The sequence below is a fragment of the Janibacter hoylei PVAS-1 genome (genome assembly GCF_000297495.1).
GTDB classification, from domain to species: Bacteria; Actinomycetota; Actinomycetes; order Actinomycetales; family Dermatophilaceae; genus Janibacter; species Janibacter hoylei.
Genome location: NZ_ALWX01000003.1, coordinates 1 through 14,185 on the forward strand (window position 1 = coordinate 1; position 14,185 = coordinate 14,185).

At 71.7% G+C, this 14,185-nt stretch carries 17 protein-coding genes; 5 read left to right on the plus strand and 12 right to left on the minus strand.

What is annotated here, in order from left to right:
* The 4 genes from B277_RS19395 to glmS all read right to left on the minus strand — a co-directional run.
* Positions 1-709, minus strand: a 709-nt coding sequence (locus B277_RS19395) for an NAD(P)H-hydrate dehydratase (RefSeq protein WP_274517163.1), incomplete at its 3' end; no start/stop codon positions are given.
* Positions 598-1,053, minus strand: coding sequence for an NAD(P)H-hydrate epimerase (locus B277_RS18495; RefSeq protein WP_007923898.1), 456 nt, complete (start codon positions 1,051-1,053; stop codon positions 598-600). The genes B277_RS19395 and B277_RS18495, both read right to left, overlap by 112 nt.
* Before the next feature lie 58 nt (positions 1,054-1,111).
* Complete coding sequence (locus tag B277_RS00495) at positions 1,112-1,465, minus strand: holo-ACP synthase (RefSeq protein WP_007923909.1); 354 nt, start codon at positions 1,463-1,465, stop codon at positions 1,112-1,114.
* 4 nt (positions 1,466-1,469) lie between these two features.
* Positions 1,470-3,329, minus strand: a complete 1,860-nt coding sequence (glmS, locus tag B277_RS00500) for a glutamine--fructose-6-phosphate transaminase (isomerizing) (RefSeq protein WP_040880438.1) — start codon at positions 3,327-3,329, stop codon at positions 1,470-1,472.
* A 58-nt stretch (positions 3,330-3,387) separates the two neighbouring features.
* Here glmS and coaA point away from each other — a divergent pair, with 58 nt between their 5' ends.
* Positions 3,388-4,344: a type I pantothenate kinase gene (coaA, locus tag B277_RS00505; protein ID WP_007923913.1), complete on the plus strand. Its 957-nt coding sequence runs from the start codon at positions 3,388-3,390 to the stop codon at positions 4,342-4,344.
* A 254-nt stretch (positions 4,345-4,598) separates the two neighbouring features.
* On the opposite strand, the gene B277_RS00510 is transcribed toward coaA, so the two are convergent.
* The 3 genes from B277_RS00510 to B277_RS00520 all read right to left on the minus strand — a co-directional run bounded on the left by B277_RS00510 (position 4,599) and on the right by B277_RS00520 (position 8,023).
* Complete coding sequence (locus B277_RS00510; protein WP_007923914.1) at positions 4,599-5,375, minus strand: aggregation-promoting factor C-terminal-like domain-containing protein; 777 nt, start codon at positions 5,373-5,375, stop codon at positions 4,599-4,601.
* 200 nt (positions 5,376-5,575) lie between these two features.
* Positions 5,576-6,946, minus strand: a complete 1,371-nt coding sequence (locus B277_RS00515; RefSeq protein ID WP_051987781.1) for a PhoH family protein — start codon at positions 6,944-6,946, stop codon at positions 5,576-5,578.
* Positions 6,947-7,267: 321 nt separating this feature from the next.
* Positions 7,268-8,023, minus strand: coding sequence for an isoprenyl transferase (locus B277_RS00520; RefSeq protein ID WP_007923919.1), 756 nt, complete (start codon positions 8,021-8,023; stop codon positions 7,268-7,270).
* 126 nt (positions 8,024-8,149) lie between these two features.
* On the opposite strand from B277_RS00520, the gene trhA reads away from it, so the two are divergent.
* Positions 8,150-8,866 (plus strand): PAQR family membrane homeostasis protein TrhA, encoded by a 717-nt coding sequence (gene trhA / locus B277_RS00525; RefSeq protein ID WP_007923921.1) that lies wholly within the window; start codon positions 8,150-8,152, stop codon positions 8,864-8,866.
* Here the strand turns inward: trhA and B277_RS00530 are convergent.
* On the minus strand, positions 8,810-9,094 hold the full coding sequence (locus B277_RS00530; protein ID WP_007923930.1) for a hypothetical protein: 285 nt from the start codon (positions 9,092-9,094) through the stop codon (positions 8,810-8,812). The two genes, trhA and B277_RS00530, sit on opposite strands and share 57 nt — an antisense overlap.
* Entirely contained in the window at positions 9,091-10,023 is a 933-nt protein-coding gene (gene mca, locus B277_RS00535) for a mycothiol conjugate amidase Mca (RefSeq protein WP_007923934.1), read from the minus strand. Before mca ends, B277_RS00530 begins: the two co-directional genes overlap by 4 nt.
* Before the next feature lie 164 nt (positions 10,024-10,187).
* Here mca and B277_RS15580 point away from each other — a divergent pair, with 164 nt between their 5' ends.
* Together B277_RS15580 and greA are read left to right on the plus strand one after the other, a co-directional pair.
* A complete protein-coding gene (locus B277_RS15580) occupies positions 10,188-10,613 on the plus strand; it encodes a DUF4307 domain-containing protein (protein WP_007923936.1) in 426 nt (141 codons plus the stop codon).
* A gap of 169 nt (positions 10,614-10,782) precedes the next feature.
* Positions 10,783-11,274, plus strand: a complete 492-nt coding sequence (gene greA, locus B277_RS00545; RefSeq protein WP_007923937.1) for a transcription elongation factor GreA — start codon at positions 10,783-10,785, stop codon at positions 11,272-11,274.
* Here the strand turns inward: greA and B277_RS00550 are convergent.
* Entirely contained in the window at positions 11,208-12,404 is a 1,197-nt protein-coding gene (locus tag B277_RS00550; protein WP_040880440.1) for a WXG100 family type VII secretion target, read from the minus strand. The two genes, greA and B277_RS00550, sit on opposite strands and share 67 nt — an antisense overlap.
* A gap of 101 nt (positions 12,405-12,505) precedes the next feature.
* Between B277_RS00550 and msrA the strand changes: the two genes are divergently transcribed.
* Positions 12,506-13,207 carry a peptide-methionine (S)-S-oxide reductase MsrA gene (gene msrA, locus B277_RS00555; protein WP_007923948.1) on the plus strand — a complete coding sequence of 234 codons (702 nt, stop codon included), beginning with the start codon at positions 12,506-12,508 and terminating at the stop codon, positions 13,205-13,207.
* 6 nt (positions 13,208-13,213) lie between these two features.
* On the opposite strand, the gene B277_RS00560 is transcribed toward msrA, so the two are convergent.
* Positions 13,214-13,687 carry a hypothetical protein gene (locus B277_RS00560; RefSeq protein ID WP_007923949.1) on the minus strand — a complete coding sequence of 158 codons (474 nt, stop codon included), beginning with the start codon at positions 13,685-13,687 and terminating at the stop codon, positions 13,214-13,216.
* Entirely contained in the window at positions 13,684-14,103 is a 420-nt protein-coding gene (locus B277_RS00565) for a hypothetical protein (RefSeq protein WP_007923950.1), read from the minus strand. The genes B277_RS00560 and B277_RS00565 overlap by 4 nt, the downstream gene beginning before the upstream one ends.
* Between the last annotated feature and the right edge of the window lie 82 nt (positions 14,104-14,185).

A 14,185-nucleotide genomic window follows, 5' to 3' on the forward strand; every position in this document is an offset into this window, starting at 1 on the left:
GGAGGGTGGGCGCCGCGCGCGGCCCGGTCACGAGGTCGAGGCCGCCGGCGTCGACGAGCACCGGCAGGTCGGAGGCCAGCGCCGCCCGGGCGACGTCGAGCTGCGCGCGGGCCGCGTCGTCGCTCGCCGTCGTCTCGAGACCGGGGCCGACGACCCAGGCCTGGACCCTCCCTTCGCCGACGACGGCCTCGGGGACCGCCGCGCGCACGAGAGCGGTGGGTGTCGGGGTCCCGACGTAGCGGACCATGCCGGCACCGGCGGTGACGGCCGCGGTCGTCGTGAGCATCGCTGCGCCGGTGTACTGCTCACCGCCGGCGACGACGCCGAGCACGCCGCGCGAGTACTTGTCGTCGTCGGGTCCGGGGGTCGGCCACAGCAGGGGCACGTCGTCGGGGGTGACCCGCACGACCGCAGGTGTCGCGTCGGTGAGGTCGAGCCCGATGTCGATCACCGTGAGCACCCCGCAGGCCGCCTCGGTCGGCGGCAGCAGGTGCACCGGCTTGGGCGCCCCGAAGGTCACCGTCTCGTCGGCGAAGACCGCTTCGGCGAGCGCGTCCCCGCCCTCGACGGGCTGACCGCTCGGGGTGTCGACGGAGATCACCCAGGTCCGGTCGCGGATCGCGTCAACCCACGGGCGGGCGAAGGGCGGCAGCCCCGGCCGTCCGCCGATGCCGGTGATGCCGTCGAGGACGACCTCGGCCCGGGAGATCGCGGTGAGCGCCTCGGGTCCGTCGTCGAGCAGTCGGACCCCGGCCGGGCGCGGGCGAGGTCGGCCGCCTCGGTCTGCACCTGCGAGGCGCTCGTGTCGACGCACACGGCCGCGGTCTCGAAGCCGCGCTTGGCCAGGCGGGCGATGGCGAAGAGGGTGTCGGCGCCGTTGTTGCCCGGCCCGACGAGGGCACACACCCGTCGGGCGCCGCGCTCGCGCATCCGCCCGGCGGCGATGCGCGCGACGCCCCGCGCCGCGCGCTGCATGAGCTCACCGCTCTCGAGCAGCTCGGGCAGGGCCGCCTCGGCGGCGCGGACGGTCTCGACGGAGTACCCGGTGATCACGCTCGCGACGGTAACGTTCCGCCCTTCGCCCGGTCGTGGCCGGTCCGACGTAGGGAGGTCAGGCCGACTCGGCGACGACCATCGCCGTGGCGATGCCCCCGTCGTGGCTCAGCGACAGGTGCATCCGGGCGACGCCGAGCAGCTCGGCACGCTCGGCGACGGCACCGCTGATGGCCAGCACCGGCTCGCCGTGCTCGCCGTTGGTCACCTCGACGCCCTGCCAGGGCAGGTCGCCGGGGGTGCGCAGCGCCTTGCCGACAGCCTCCTTCGCGGCAAACCGGGCCGCGAGGGAGTGCAGCGGCAGCCCCTGCTCGCTCGGCGTGAAGACGCGACCGCGCAGGGCCGGGGTGCGGTCGAGCCGCTCCCCCAGCCGGGCGATGTCGACGACGTCGACGCCCACCCCGACGATCATCGGGTCACTCGACGGTGACGGACTTGGCTAGGTTGCGCGGCTGGTCGACGTCCAGACCCTTGGCGGTCGACAGGTGCAGGGCGAAGATCTGCAGCGGGACGACGGTGAGCAGCGGCTGCAGCAGCGGCGAGGTGTGCGGGACGCGGATGACCTCGTCGGCGAAGGGCAGGACCTCCTCGTCGCCCTCCTGGGCGATGACGAGGGTGCGGGCACCGCGAGCGCGGATCTCCTGGATGTTGGAGACGACCTTCTTGTGCAGCTCGTTGGGCGTGTCCGGGCCCGGGACGACGATGAAGACCGGCTGGCCGGGCTCGATGAGCGCGATAGGGCCGTGCTTGAGCTCGCCCGCCGCGAAGCCCTCGGCGTGGATGTAGGCGAGCTCCTTGAGCTTGAGCGCGCCCTCCATGGCGATCGGGTAGCCGACGTTGCGACCGAGGAAGAGGACCGAGCGGGTGTCGGCCATGAAGCGGGCGATCTCCTTGACCCGGTCCATCTCGGTGAGCAGCGAGGCGATCTTGTCCGGCACCTCGTGCAGCTCGGCCATGACCGTCCGGGCGTCGTCGGCGAAGGTGCCGCCGCGCAGCTGGGCGAGGTAGAGACCGAGGACGTAGCAGGCGGTGATCTGGGCGAGGAAGGCCTTGGTCGAGGCGACGGCGATCTCCGGGCCGGCGTGCGTGTAGAGGACCGCGTCGGACTCGCGCGGGATCGTCGCCCCGTGGGTGTTGCAGACCGAGACGGTGAGCGCGCCGAGGGAGCGGGCATGGCGCACGGCCATCGCCGTGTCGGCGGTCTCGCCGGACTGGCTGATCGAGACGACCAGGGTGCGGTCGGAGACGATCGGGTCGCAGTAGCGGAACTCGTGCGCGAGGGAGACCTCGACCGGGATGCGGGTCCAGTGCTCGATGGCGTACTTGGCGACCATGCCCGCGTAGGCGGCGGTGCCGCACGCGACGATGGTGATCCGGTCGATGTCCTTGAGCTTGGCCTCGTCGATGCGCAGCTCGTCGAGGACGAGCTTGCCGTCGGCGTCGGTGCGGCCGAGGAGGGTGTCGCCGACCGCGTGGGGCTGGTCGTTGATCTCCTTCTCCATGAAGGTGTCGTAGCCGCTCTTCTCGGCAGCTGCGGCGTCCCAGGTGACCTCGTAGGGCTTGCCCTCGGCGGGCGTGCCGTCGAAGTTCATCACCGTGTGCGACGTCGGCGTGATCGTGACGATCTGGTCCTGGTCGAGCTCGACGGCCTGCTTCGTGTAGCCGATGAAGGCCGCCACGTCGGAGCCGAGGAAGTTCTCCCCTTCGCCCAGACCGACGACGAGCGGGCTGTTGCGGCGGGCCGCGACGACCGTGTCCGGGGCGTCGGCGTGCACGGCGAGGAGGGTGAAGGCGCCCTCGAGACGGTTGACGACCGAGCGCATCGCCTCGGTGAGGTCGCCCGACTCGGCGAAGGCCGCGGCGAGCAGCTGCGCGGCGACCTCGGTGTCGGTCTCCGACGTGAAGGTGACGCCCTGGGCCAGCAGCTCCTGCTTGAGCTGATGGAAGTTTTCGACGATGCCGTTGTGGACGACGGCGAGCTTGCCGTCCGCCCCACCGCGGTGGGGGTGCGCGTTTTCGTCCGTCGGGCCGCCGTGGGTGGCCCAGCGGGTGTGCCCGATCGCGGTCGCGGCGGAGGGCACCGTGTCGCCCTCGAGGGCCTCGCGGAGGTTCGCCAGCTTGCCGGCGCGCTTTTGCGTGTAGACCTCGTCACCGGCGACGAGCGCGACGCCCGCGGAGTCGTACCCGCGGTACTCGAGGCGCGCGAGGCCCTCCATGACGACGTCCAGGGGGCGGGCTCCCGTGTCGGGGCCGACGTATCCAACGATTCCGCACATGCGGGACAGGCTATCCGTCGGATCGCTCTGCGCAGAAAAGGTGGGACACAATGGGCGCGTGTCCACCGCCGCCACCTCGACCCTGCCCTCCCCCTTCGTCGAGCTCGACCGGCAGGCATGGGCCCACCTGCGCGAAAACCACCCGCTCAACCTCGACGAGGGCGACCTCTCCCGGCTGCGCGGCCTGAGCGACCCGATCGACCTCGAGGAGGTGCAGGAGGTCTACCTGCCGCTGTCGCGGCTGCTGACCTTCTACGTCTCGGCGACCACCCGCCTGCACCGCATCACCTCGACCTTCCTCGGCGAACGCCCGCCCAAGGCCCCCTTCGTCATCGGGGTCGCCGGGTCGGTGGCGGTCGGCAAGTCGACGACCGCCCGCATCCTGCGCGAGCTCATGCAGCGTTGGCCGGACACGCCCAAGGTCGACCTCGTGACGACCGACGGCTTCCTCCTGCCCAATGCCGAGCTCGAGCGACGAGGCCTGCTCCAGCGCAAGGGCTTCCCGGAGGCCTACGACCGGCGGGCGCTGCTGCGCTTCATCTCGGCGGTCAAGGCCGGCCAGCCGGAGGTCTCCGCGCCGGTCTACTCCCACCTGACCTACGACATCGTCCCGGACGAGCGCATCGTGGTGCGCCAGCCCGACGTGCTCATCGTCGAGGGGCTCAACGTGCTCCAGCCGCCGGGGGTGCGCAGCGACGGGCGCACCGGCCTCGCCGTCAGCGACTTCTTCGACTTCTCCGTGTACGTCGACGCCAACCTCACCGACATCAAGCGCTGGTACGTCGACCGCTTCCTGCGGCTGCGCCAGACCGCCTTCGCCGACCCCGCCTCCTACTTCCACCGCTACGCGGACCTGACCGACGAGCAGGCCGAGGCCCGCGCGCTGCACATCTTCGAGACGATCAACCAGCCCAACCTCGTCGACAACGTCCTCCCGACGCGCGGCCGCGCCACCCTCGTCCTGACGAAGGGGGCCGACCACCAGGTCCGCCGCATCCGCCTGCGGAAGCTCTAGCGCCTCCACGCCTCCGAGCCCGAGTGGCCGAGTCCCCTCTTCCGTGCCGGCGGGGTGTTGGTGACGTCGGCGCCGACAGCGACGGACGAAAGATGGTGTCGGCGCACATCAAGCCGAAGTCAGTCACGACGACCGCCGGCCATCGATGAACGCAGGACTTCGGCGGGCGCCGACATCTTCTTTCGTCCGGCGCCATCCAGCCAACGACGCAGCCCCCGCGACCTCGTGGTCGCGGGGGCTGCGTCGGGGGCGGCTCAGTACCAGTGCGGGTTGTTGCTGTCCCAGAAGGCCTTGGCCTGGCAGGGGCTGCCGTAGGAGGCCTTGATGTAGTCCATGCCCCAGATCATCTGGGTGACCGGGTTGGTCTTCCAGTCCGGGCCGGCGGTGGCCATCTTGTCGGCCGGCAGCGACTGCGGGATGCCGTAGGCGCCCGACGAGGAGTTGGTCGCGTCCCAGGTCCAGTTGCTCTCGCCGTTCCACAGGCTGATCAGGCAGGACCACTCACCCTCGCCCCAGCCGTACTCGCCGAGCAACTGCTTGGCGTAGGGCTGCGGGTCGCGCTGGATGATCTTGATCTCGGCGTCGGTGAAGTCGCGCTCGGAGATCGGCTTGGCCTTCTCCTCGGCGCGCTTCTTCTCCTCGGCCTTCTTCTTGGCGGCGGCCTTGCGCTCGGCAGCCGCCTTCTTCTTCGCGGCGGCCCGCTTCTTGGCCTCGACGGCCGAGAGGCGGTCCTGCTCGCGTGAGGCGCTGCGGGAGACGTTGGTGGCGCGGCGGCTCTCGGCCAGCCGCGCGGTGTCGACGGTCTCGGAGTCCGCGGCGGGGCTGGCCGACTGCTCGGGGGAGGTCAGGGTGGTGGCCGTCTCGCCGGTGTCGTGCGAGGGGTCGCCGATGGCGACGGTGGCGCCGACCGAGCCGAGCATCGCGACGGCGATGGCACCGCCGACGACGGGGCGACGGACGGCCGACAGGCCGGTGCGCTTGCGCGCGTGACGCGCCGCGCCGTGTCTGGGCGTGTAGCTGTCCGAGCGCACGTCACCAGCTCCTTCCATGGGACAGCCACCCGCGAGGAGTGGCTGTGGTGTGCCGGGCGCTTCAGGGGTGCGTGACCGGCCGTTATGCTTTTGAGACCCTAACCCACCGTCCGCGGCCGAGCAAAGGGCCGTCCACAACCCCAGCACGAAGGGGAGGCCCCGCCCGATCGCCGGGCGGGGCCTCCCCCTTCGTCCCGGCGTCAGACGTCCAGGCCCTCGAGCAGGTCCGTGACGAGTGCGGCGATCGGGCTGCGTTCGCTGCGCGTCAGGGTGACGTGGGCGAAGAGGGGGTGCCCCTTGAGCGTCTCGATGACGGCGGCGACGCCGTCGTGGCGCCCGACCCGCAGGTTGTCGCGCTGGGCGACGTCGTGGGTGAGCACGATCTTGGAGTTCTGCCCGATGCGCGACATCACCGTGAGCAGCACGTTGCGCTCGAGGCTCTGCGCCTCGTCGACGATGACGAAGGCGTCGTGCAGGCTCCGGCCGCGGATGTGGGTCAGCGGCAGCACCTCGAGCATCTCGCGGTCGATGATCTCGTCGACGACCTCCTTGGAGACGAGCGCCCCGAGGGTGTCGTGCACCGCCTGGGCCCACGGCCCCATCTTTTCCTGCTCGCTGCCGGGCAGGTAGCCCAGCTCCTGCCCGCCGACGGCGTAGAGGGGGCGGAAGACGACGACCTTGCGGTGCTGGCGGCGCTCCATGACCGCCTCGAGCCCCGCGCACATCGCGAGCGCGCTCTTGCCGGTGCCGGCCCGCCCGCCGAGGCTGACGATGCCCACGTCGGGGTCGAGGAGCAGGTCGAGGGCGATCCGCTGCTCCGCCGACCGGCCGTGCAGGCCGAAGGCGTCGCGGTCACCGCGCACGAGGCGCACCTGCTTGTCGGCACCGACCCGGCCCAGGGCGCTGCCCTGGGGCGAGAGGATCTTCAGCCCCGTGTGGCAGGGCAGCTCGGCGGCCGCGAGGTGCTCGACCCGACCGGTCTCGTAGAGGGTGTCGACCTCCTCGGCGGTCATGTCGAGCTCGCTCATGCCGGTCCAGCCGGAGTCCGACGGTCGCTGCTCGTGGCGGTACTCCTGGGCATCGATGCCGACGGCGGAGGCCTTGACCCGCATCGGCAGGTCCTTGGAGACGATCGTCACCGAGGCGCCCTCGAGGGAGAGGTTCTTGGCGACGGCCAGGATGCGGGTGTCGTTGTCCCCGAGGCGAAACCCGCTCGGCAGGGACGTGGGGTCGGTGTGGTTGAGCTCGACCCGCAGGGTCCCGCCGTCCTCCCCCACCGGCACCGGGGCATCGAGCCGGCCCGCGGAGACGCGCAGGTCGTCGAGGAGGCGCAGCGCGGTCCGGGCGAAGTACCCGAGCTCCGGGTGGTGCCGCTTGGCCTCGAGCTCGGTGACGACGACGACCGGCAGGACGACCTCGTGCTCCTTGAAGCGCAGCATCGCCCGCGGGTCCGACAGGAGCACCGAGGTGTCGATGACGTAGGTGCGCGGGCCCTCTTCCTCGGGCGGGAGGTCCACCGGATCGGGCGCGCCGTCGGGCTGCGCGAGCGAGGGGGTGACGGTCTGGGTCATCAGGTCGTCCACGTCGATCTCCTCCACGGGCGCCGCGCCGGCAGGCGCGCACGCGCCTACTCTCGGTGCTGGTGCCGGGACCGGGCCCTCGGCTGGAGCCGAGGCCGGGTCCGGCCTCTCCTGCTGTGCAGCAGCTCCATCGATGAGGCCTCCCGAACGCCCTGCCGTGTGCAGGTCGTCGTCATCAACGTACGACCGGCGCACGGTGGCACGCGCCACGTCGGCGGCGTGTCGGAGCGGGCTTCGCGATGTTCACCCCGTCGTCGCCTCAGGAGTCACACGGGCCACTCCAGGAGCACGCCGGCGGGACCGGAGGGAACGTCAGGCACCGTACCGACGGTGCCGGTCCGCGTAGGCCCGCAGGGCTCGCAGGAAGTCGACGCGGCGAAATTCCGGCCAGTAGACCTCGCAGAAGTAGTACTCGCTGTGCGCCGACTGCCACAGGAGGAACCCGGAGAGCCGCTGCTCCCCCGAGGTGCGGATGACGAGGTCGGGGTCGGGCTGGCCCTTGGTGTAGAGGTGTCCGCTGATGTCCTCGACGGTGAGCTCGCTGGCCACCTCCTCGAGGGTCGCACCCTCGGCCGCCCGGGTGCGCAGCAGCGAGCGCACCGCGTCGGCGATCTCCTGGCGGCCGCCGTAGCCGACCGCGACGTTGACGATGAGCCCCTCGACGTCGGCGGTCTCGTCCTCGGCCCGACGCAGCGCGGCCGCGGTCTGGACCGGGAGCATGTCGAGGGCGCCGGCCGCGTGCAGCTGCCACCGCTGGGCGGTCGCGAGGTCGGCCACCAGACCCTCGATGATGCGCAGCAGCTTGTCCAGCTCCTGCGGCGGACGGGTGAGATTGTCGGTCGAGAGCAGCCACAGGGTGACGACCTCGACGCCGGCCTCCTCGCACCACTCGAGGAAGCTGCCGACATTGGCGGCACCCGCCTGGTGCCCATCGGCAGCATTGCCCCCGCGCGCCTTGGCGAAGCGTCGGTTGCCGTCGACGATCATCCCGACGTGCCGCGGCACGCTGGCCTGGTCGAGCTGCCCGACGAGGCGTCGTTCGTAGGCGGTGTAGAGCGGGTTGCGCACTCGCGGGTCCCTTCAGGCGAGGTCAGTGTCCCCAACCTACCGTCGGGCCGTGGCACCCCTCACAAAGGCGCTCCGGAGCCCGTCCGGGCATGGCCGACCTACGGGTGCGTAGGTTACCGTCGATCCATGGACTCCCCCCGCGCCGAGATCAAGGAGATCGCGCACGACGTCGGCGAGCAGGTCGATGCCTTCGTCGATGCCGTCAAGCCGCACCTGCGCGGCTGGCTCCATCTCGTCATGGCGCCGCTGGCCCTCGTCGGCGGTCTGGTCCTCACCTCGACGGCGCCGACCCAGGGGGGGCGCATCGCGGCCATGGTCTTCACCATCACCGCCGGGCTGCTCTTCGGCACGTCCGCCGTCTACCACCGCGGCAAGTGGGGCGGCCGGATGGCCGGCGCCCTGCGCCGCTGGGACCACGCCAACATCTTCCTCATCATCGCGGGGAGCTACACCCCCTTCGCGCTGATGCTGCCGCGCACGCAGGCGATCACGCTGCTCGTCATCGTCTGGAGCGGCGCCATCATCGGTGTGCTCTTCCGTGTGCTGTGGGTCGGCGCACCGCGCTGGCTCTACGTGCCCGTCTACGTGGCCCTGGGCTGGGTCGCGGTCTTCTACATCAAGCCGCTGCTGACGCACGGCGGGTGGACGATCCTCGCCTTCGTCATCGCCGGCGGCGCCCTGTACACCGCCGGGGCCGTCGTCTACGGCCTCAAGCGGCCCAACCCGTCACCGCGGTGGTTCGGCTTCCACGAGATCTTCCACGCGCTGACGATCCTCGCCTTCATCTCACACTTCGTCGCCGCGACGCTCGCCCTCTTCGGGCCCATCGCCCAGACCGGCTGACCCCTGCTCCCGGCCCGAGGCGACGTCGCTCTCGCGGCTGCGCTCGGCGGACTCCTCACGCGCCCGCTCCTGCTCGGCCCGCTGCCGCTGCGCGTCCCGCTCGGCGAGGTTCATCCGGCGCAGCCGGGTGAACATGTTGCGCATGAGCAGCCACAGCGCCAGCGCGAGGACGAAGAAGACGATGAAGGCCCAGATCCCCGGGCTGACCTCGGTGCTCGGGGAGTTCACTTCCACTCCCTGACGGTCGACGCGGTCCGTCGGTCGAGGACCGGCTCACGCCTCGGACGAAGGGAGAGCGCGTCCGCCTCCGCGAGCGTCGCCGGGATCCCCGCGAAGAGGTCGTCCTCGCGCTCCGTCGTCTCCACGTGGCTGACCGCGAGCTCGTACTCCTCGGTGGGCCACAGGTCCGCCTGGACGTCGTTGGGCACGGCGAAGAAGAACCCGTCGGGGTCGATCTGCGTCGCGTGCGAGCGCAGGGCGTGGTCGCGAGCATCGAAGAAGTCCGCGCACGGCACCCACGTCGTGAGCTCGCGCTCCGGGCGGCCCTCGATGCGCTTCATCCACTCGTCGAAGGGGGACTCCTTGCCCTGAGCGAGGATCGCCTCGTGGAAGGTGCGGATCCGCTCGCTGCTGAACCCGCCGATGTAGTAGAGCTTCAGCGGCTGCCAGGGCTCCCCGGCGTGCGGGAAGGCCTCGGGGTCGCCGGCCGCGGCGAAGGCCGCCTCGGAGACGCGGTGGGTCATCACGTGGTCCGGGTGCGGGTAGCCGCCGTTCTCGTCGTACGTCGTGATGACGTGCGGCCGGAACCGCCGGATCTCGCGCACGAGAGCCTCCGTCGACACCTCGAGCGGCTCCAGGTAGAAGCAGCCCGCCGGCAGGTCCGGGAGGGGGTCGCCCTCCGGGAGGCCGGAGTCGACGAAGCCGAGCCAGGTGTGCTGCACCCCGAGGTGGGCGGCGGCACTGGCCATCTCCTCGCGGCGCACCTGCACGATGTCGCGCAGGATGTGCGGGTCGTCCTTGAGCTTGGGGTTGAGCACGTCGCCACGCTCACCGCCGGTGCACGTCACGACGAGCACCTCGGCACCCTCGTGGACGTAACGTGCGGTCGTCGCCGCGCCCTTGCTCGACTCGTCGTCGGGGTGGGCGTGGACCGCCATGAGCCTGAGTGCTTCCACTGCTGGGTTCCTCCCGGGGAGGGTGCGCCGCACGGCCCGGTGTGCCGTCGCGGACTGGTGTCACGGACAATGGCTCCATCCTCTCACCGCTCGCCGACCGCTTCGACGGGGCCGGTGACACCCCCCTTCGTCCCGCAGGAGCAGTCATGACGCCCGACGCCTCGCCGACCGAGCCCGGCTGGGACCCGGAGCGCGAGGAGGCCGAGGCCGAGGCCAACCCCGACCGGGGCAGCCGACGCTGGTGGCTCATCGGCGGTGTCGCGGTGGTCGCGGCCGTGGCGATGTCGATCTGGTACGGGCTGTCGATGACGTCGGGCGCGATCACGACGACCGACGTGGGCTTCGAGCGCAACGGCGAGCGGGAGATCGTCATGGTCTTCGACGTGACCCGCCCGACCGGCACCGCCCTGTCGTGCACCGTCACCGCGATGGACAGCACCTACGGGCGGGTCGGCACCAAGGAGCAGGCCGTGCCCGCGAGCGACGAGCGCACGACGCGGGTGCGGGCTGCGGTCCGCACGACGACACGGGCCGTCACCGCGACGGTCGCTGACTGCACGGTCGTGGACTGACACCTGCGCGCGGCCCCGCTGCGCGGTACACTGGACCTTTACACGCAACCGTGGGTCTGGACCGATGGGTCCAGACCTTTGTGCATCGTCCCCCACCCGGGAGAGCAGCGGTTCACCGTCTGTGGGGGCCCGACCCCGGTTCCCCACGACCTGAGGCAAGGAGTGTCCCGTGACCCAGACGTCCAACGCGTCGTACCTGACCCAGGAGGCCTACGAGCGTCTCCAGGCCGAGCTGCGCGAGCTCTCGGGCCCGGGTCGCGTCGAGATCGCCAAGCGCATCGAGGCCGCCCGCGAGGAGGGCGACCTCAAGGAAAACGGCGGGTACCACGCCGCCAAGGAGGAACAGGGCAAGATGGAGGCCCGCATCCGCCAGCTCAAGCAGATCCTCGACACGGCGACGGTCGGCGAGGCCCCGCCGGACGACGGTGTCGTCGAGCCCGGCATGGTCGTCACCGTCGAGATGTTCGGCGACGAGGAGACCTTCCTCCTCGGCTCCCGCGAGATCGCCGACGGCAGCGACAGCATCGACGTCTACTCCGAGCAGTCGCCCCTCGGCGCCGGCATCAACGGCCACAAGGTCGGCGAGACGGTCACCTACGAGGCGCCCAACGGCAAGTCCATCGAGGTCACGATCATCTCGGCGAAGCCGTACTCGGCCTGAGCCCACCCGCACCGAAGGGCGTCACGACCAGTGGTCGTGACGCCCTTCGTCGTCGGTGCTTGCGGTGCGGTGGTCAGCGGTTCCAGGGCTGCAGGTCGAGATCGTCGATGCCGAGCCACCCGCCCATCTGGGAGCCGTCCACCCCGCTGCCGCCCGACAGCACGTCGAGGAAGGGGTTGAAGGCGACGCTGCGCTGCCCGGCCGAGTCGCTCGCGGTCGTCACGTGGGCGCCCTCGTCCGTCGCCAGCTGGGCTGGCACGGCCGTCTCTCCGGACGTCGTCGGGGCGCTGGCGGCACCCCCGTCCGCTGGCGCCGGGGCCGCGCTCGTCTCCGGCTGGGCCGGGGGCGGGGTCGACCTGGGTGGAGGCCGCCGGCGCACCCGAGGTGGTCGCCGGCTCCGGGACGGCCTGCGCCGCGTCGGACCGCTCGAAGGCCCCGTAAGGGTGCTCGGCCGGACCGTCGACCCGCTCGAAGGCCGTGCCCTCCGGCGGGCCCGTCGTCAGGTCGAGCCGCTCGAAGGCGGGGGGCTCCAGGTCCGCGAGCTCGAGAGACTCCCCTTCGTCGGTCGGGAGATAGGGCACGAGGTCGCAGCCGACGAGGGGCAGGTCCGGGGGTGAGATCCGGATCGGCTCGCCGTGCACCTCGAGCTGGACCTCGGAGTTGCCGTCGGCCCGCGGGCACACGACGAAGTGGTGCCGGTCCGAGAGACTGGTCCCCGTCGGGAAGAAGGCCATCGGGCCCTGACCGTCGTCGCGCCGGCGGGCTCCGCCGGACCCGTCGTCGCCCGCGGCCCCGCCACCACCGCCGCCCGATCCGCCCGATCCGCCCGAGCCGCCGGAACCACCGCCCGACGGGACGCCGGAGGCACCGCGCTGAGCGTCGGACTCCTCCGCGAGCAGGCGGGAGGCGCCGCGCAGGGAACCCTCGGCAGCGTCGATGGCCCGGTGGGCCGAGCGCCACGAGCGGGCGAACTCCTCGAAGTCGGGGCCCTCCCACTTCGCACGGAGCACCTCGAGCAGCACGGCGCCACGACCGCCGACCTCGCTCAGGCGCTCGCTCTGACGCCGCAGTCCCACGGCGATGTCGTCGAGTTGTTCGACGTCTGCACCGTGGCTGATGTGCCTGGCCATCGACCTGCCTCCCGGAAGTTCTTGCCCTCAGACTAGAGAGCCGACCGGCGGCCGGACGATGGGGAGCACTCCCCCACACGAGCGGCTGCGACAATGGAGACATGTTCGGACGCCAGATCCCGCCCATGCCGACCGCCGAGTCCGCCCTGCCGGGGCGCGCGGAGCGGCCCTTCGACGTCCCGCAGCGTCACGAGGTGCTCGGGACACCGCTCGAGGGCCCGTGGCCCGAGGGCACCGAGGTCATCTACGTCGCCATGGGCTGCTTCTGGGGCGCCGAGCGGATCTTCTGGCAGCAGGCGGGCGTCGTCACGACGGCAGCCGGCTACATGGGCGGGCACACCCCAAACCCCACGTACGAGGAGACGTGCACCGGGCTCACCGGCCACACCGAGAGCGTCCTCGTCGCCTACGACCCCGAGCAGACGCGACCGGAGCTGCTGCTCAAGGCCTTCTGGGAAAACCACGACCCGACGACGCCCGACCGGCAGGGCAACGACGTCGGCACGCAGTACCGCTCGGCGATCTACTGGACGACCCCGGGGCAGCAGGCCGCGGTCGAGGCGACCGCCGCGGCCTTCGGCGAGGAGCTGCGCCGCCACAACCTGCCGCCGGTCGTCACCGAGATGCGGCCGGCGAACGAGGCCGGCACCTTCTGGTACGCCGAGGACTACCACCAGCAGTACCTCCACAAGAACCCCGGCGGCTACTGCAACCACGGCCCCAACGGCCTCACCTGCCAGGTCGGGATCCTCCGCCAGGACGAGGTGCCGAGCCAGGAGTCGGTGCTGCGTCAGGAGGGCTGAGCGGGCTCACTGCCCCCGGGCCGAGATGACGACGACCTCGCGGTCTGCCGCGACCCAGGCATCGACCTGCCACGTGTCGGGTCCGGCGAGCGCCACCTCGTCGAAGGTCCCGTCGCCGAGCTCGTCGCCCACCGCGTCGACGAGGTGCATGGGGCGGTCGCCGTCCGGGGAGGGCTGCGCGCGAAGGGAGTCCGCCACCTCCGGCTCGACGGTGACCGCGGCGTCGATCCAGTAGGTCGCCGGGCCGGGTGCCGTGCGGGAGTCCCCCAGCGTGCCGGACTGCCACGTCGCCGACACGGGGTCACCGAGGTCGGGGAAACGCTGCGTCAGCGGCGCGACGTCGGAGCGGGTGCCGCGCTCGTCGACCTGCTTGTCCGCGACGTGCCTCTCGTCGTCGCTCGAGGCACCGCACGCGGACCCCAGCACGACGACGAGGCCCAGCACGAGCAGCAGCCCGATGCGGCGGATCGCCGTGCTCATCGCACCGTGAGCATCCCGGTGGCGGTCGACCCCGACACCGTCGCATCGCGGGAGAAGGCCCGGCCCGTGGCGTCGTTGGCCAGGGCCGGGGTCCGCAGACGCACCACCCTGACGTCATCGCCCTCGACGACGACGACCAGCGCCGGCGACGCCGTCCACCGGTCCGAGATCGCCTCGCTGGCGACGACGGAGTTGACCCGCTCAGCGGTGACCCCCTCGTGGAAGAACGCCGCGCGGTCCCAGTGCCCCTCGACGACCTCGCCGAGGGGGGCCGAGGTGTCGTCGCGGACGAGCTCGGCCAGACGTGCGTCGACGGCCTCCCCGGACTCGGGCTCGGGAGTGCTCGAGCAGCCGGTCACGGTCGTCATCGTCACCAGCGCCATCATGCCGATGCACAGCCTCACGGTCATCGCCATGTCTGTCGTCCCCTCGTCCGTCTCGGCATCCCCGTCACGAGGAACCTAGGCCCAGTCGGCCCTCACGGCGATGGGGACGACT

What these genes read in the sequence shown, in the direction of transcription:
- B277_RS00495 (WP_007923909.1), bottom strand. Translation starts at nt 1,465, where the DNA reads ATGATCGTCGGGGTGGGCGTCGACGTCGTCGACATCGCCCGGCTGGGG.
- glmS (WP_040880438.1), bottom strand. Translation starts at nt 3,329, where the DNA reads ATGTGCGGAATCGTTGGATACGTCGGCCCCGACACGGGAGCCCGCCCC.
- B277_RS00515 (WP_051987781.1), bottom strand. Translation starts at nt 6,946, where the DNA reads ATGACCCAGACCGTCACCCCCTCGCTCGCGCAGCCCGACGGCGCGCCC.
- trhA (WP_007923921.1), top strand. Translation starts at nt 8,150, where the DNA reads ATGGACTCCCCCCGCGCCGAGATCAAGGAGATCGCGCACGACGTCGGC.
- mca (WP_007923934.1), bottom strand. Translation starts at nt 10,023, where the DNA reads ATGGCGGTCCACGCCCACCCCGACGACGAGTCGAGCAAGGGCGCGGCG.
- B277_RS15580 (WP_007923936.1), top strand. Translation starts at nt 10,188, where the DNA reads ATGACGCCCGACGCCTCGCCGACCGAGCCCGGCTGGGACCCGGAGCGC.
- B277_RS00550 (WP_040880440.1), bottom strand. Translation starts at nt 12,404, where the DNA reads ATGGCCAGGCACATCAGCCACGGTGCAGACGTCGAACAACTCGACGAC.
- msrA (WP_007923948.1), top strand. Translation starts at nt 12,506, where the DNA reads ATGTTCGGACGCCAGATCCCGCCCATGCCGACCGCCGAGTCCGCCCTG.
- B277_RS00560 (WP_007923949.1), bottom strand. Translation starts at nt 13,687, where the DNA reads ATGAGCACGGCGATCCGCCGCATCGGGCTGCTGCTCGTGCTGGGCCTC.
- B277_RS00565 (WP_007923950.1), bottom strand. Translation starts at nt 14,103, where the DNA reads ATGGCGATGACCGTGAGGCTGTGCATCGGCATGATGGCGCTGGTGACG.